The 1943-nt window shown below is 72.7% G+C and carries 1 pseudogene; it reads right to left on the bottom strand.

Going from position 1 to position 1943, the window contains the following annotated elements:
• Window positions 1–1943: pseudogene (locus AB0G02_RS37455) on the bottom strand (hypothetical protein); the annotation flags it as partial.

The following is a 1943-nucleotide window of genomic DNA, read 5'->3' as shown; positions in this document are numbered from 1 at the left end:
CGGGCCCGCAGTCGTCCTCCGGAGCCAATCGAGCGTGGAGTGCATGACGGAGTCGGTGCCGCCGTCGGCGGCCTCCACCGCCCGGACGAACCGCTCGACCCTGGCGGCGACCTCGGCGTGGTCCAGGCCCGGCAGCGGAACGAGCTGGACACCGGATTTCCGAACGATGAGGGCGTCGCACCCGAAGCGGGAGACGTTGACCACGACCACCGGTCCCTGAGCGGCGGCGGGCGCGAGGTCGTCAAAGCGCAGCGGCGCGCGGAACCGCTCCAGGCCGGGCACCTCTCGCCGAATCCGGTCGACCACGTGCTCCCACCCGGCCGCGATCTCGCGGCGCGCGGCGGCGGGGTCCGCCATCGAGGCCGGGTCCACGTCGAACTCGGTGCTCGACGCCGTGTCCGCGCTCAACAAGGCGGAGAGGCGATCGAACTCGTCGGCGAGGGCGACGGCGAGGTCGCGGACCTCGTCGGGGAGGTCGCGGGCGATCCGTCGGACCTCATCGGCGGCACCACGCTGCTCGATCGACTGGCGGAGCAGGACACCACGCGACTCCTCCAAGATCGCCAACGCCCGTTCCTTGTCGCCTTGGCGCAACGCCACCGCGGCCGCGTCGACACCCAGACCAGCCAGTCGGCCGAGTTGCGCGTGCCTGCTGTCCCACCCGAGCTGTCGCCCGGTCAGCACGGGCAGCAGACCCAGTGCCACCTCGTACGAGGCGTCGGCAGCCGGCCAGTCGCGGCGCTCGCCGTGCAACCGAGCCAGGTACGCCACGGCGGCGGCGCGGACGAGCGGCGCCGTCCCGGTCGATCGCGCACAACCCTCGAACGCGGCGACGGCGGCGGCGTGCACGAGGTCGGAGTCGACATCTGCGACCTTGTCGCGCTCATACCGCAGTCGCAGCGCCATGCCCAGGTTAAACTGCGTCTCGCCGTCCCGAGTACGCGAGACCGCGGCAGCCGCGACGGCGATCGCCGCATCCAGGTCGGCTTCGACGCCAGTAAGCAGGAACCGCTCCCGCAGCGCAACGGCGAACAGCGACAACCGCCGGGCGGCCTCGGGGTCGTCCTCCGCCGTGTCGCGGAGCGATTCCTCGCAGTTCCGCAGGCAGTCGGTGAGATCCGGTTCCCGTCCGTTCTCCTCGAACCGTCGGAACAGCGCCAGCGAGAGGTTGGTGAGCAAGCCGGGGCGGTGGGGGTGGTCCGGCAGCATCCAGTCCACCACCGACCTGCTGATCTCCACAGCCTCATCGATGTCATCCGGGCGGCCGATGCCCTCGAACCGGCGCAACCGGGCGGTGGCTAGGACGACCCGCCGCCGCATGCGCCCGGTGTCGTCCCCGCCAGAGGTGTCCACGGACTCCTGGGCGAGCGCGACGGCCTCGTCGAGGTCGGCCAGATCGCCGGTCCACTCATATCGGGCGCGCAGCGCGTTCGCGGCGTTGGCCAGAAGCGCCGGGCGCTGCGGGTGGTCCGAGTGGGTGGCCGCCACCGCGCTCCGGCTCACCGCGATGGCCTCGTCGACGCGTCGCCGGTCGCGGTGGTGGCCGAAGTCCCGCAACAGGGCCAGGGTGAGAGTGCCCAGCCGACTGGGGAACTCGAGGGCGCCGGCTGTGGTCACCGCCACCGCTTCCCTGGCACTGCGCACCGCCCGCAGCAGGTCCTTCGGACGGCGTGTCCGCTCGAAGCGCGTCCGGTGGACACCGCTGAGGTTCGCCAGGCAACGTCCCCGCGAACCCGGGTCGTCGGCACAGGCCCGCACGGCCATGCGGGCGGCCGTCAACGCGGTGCTGAGGTCGGTCATGTCGCCGTGGCGTTCGAACCGATCTCGCAACACCGAGGCCAGGCCGGTGCACAAGTGGGGGACCTGGCTGGGCAGCGGCCCGGCGGCCATGGCCAGGAGGCGGAGGTCGGCCGCCGCCGCGAGGTCGGCGGCCTCACCGCCGC

The sequence above is a fragment of the Actinosynnema sp. NPDC023658 genome, assembly GCF_040639995.1.
In the GTDB taxonomy this organism is placed as follows: Bacteria; Actinomycetota; Actinomycetes; order Mycobacteriales; family Pseudonocardiaceae; genus Actinosynnema.
The sequence above is the reverse complement of the archived record's forward strand: the minus strand, read 5'-3'. Positions and strand labels throughout refer to the sequence as shown.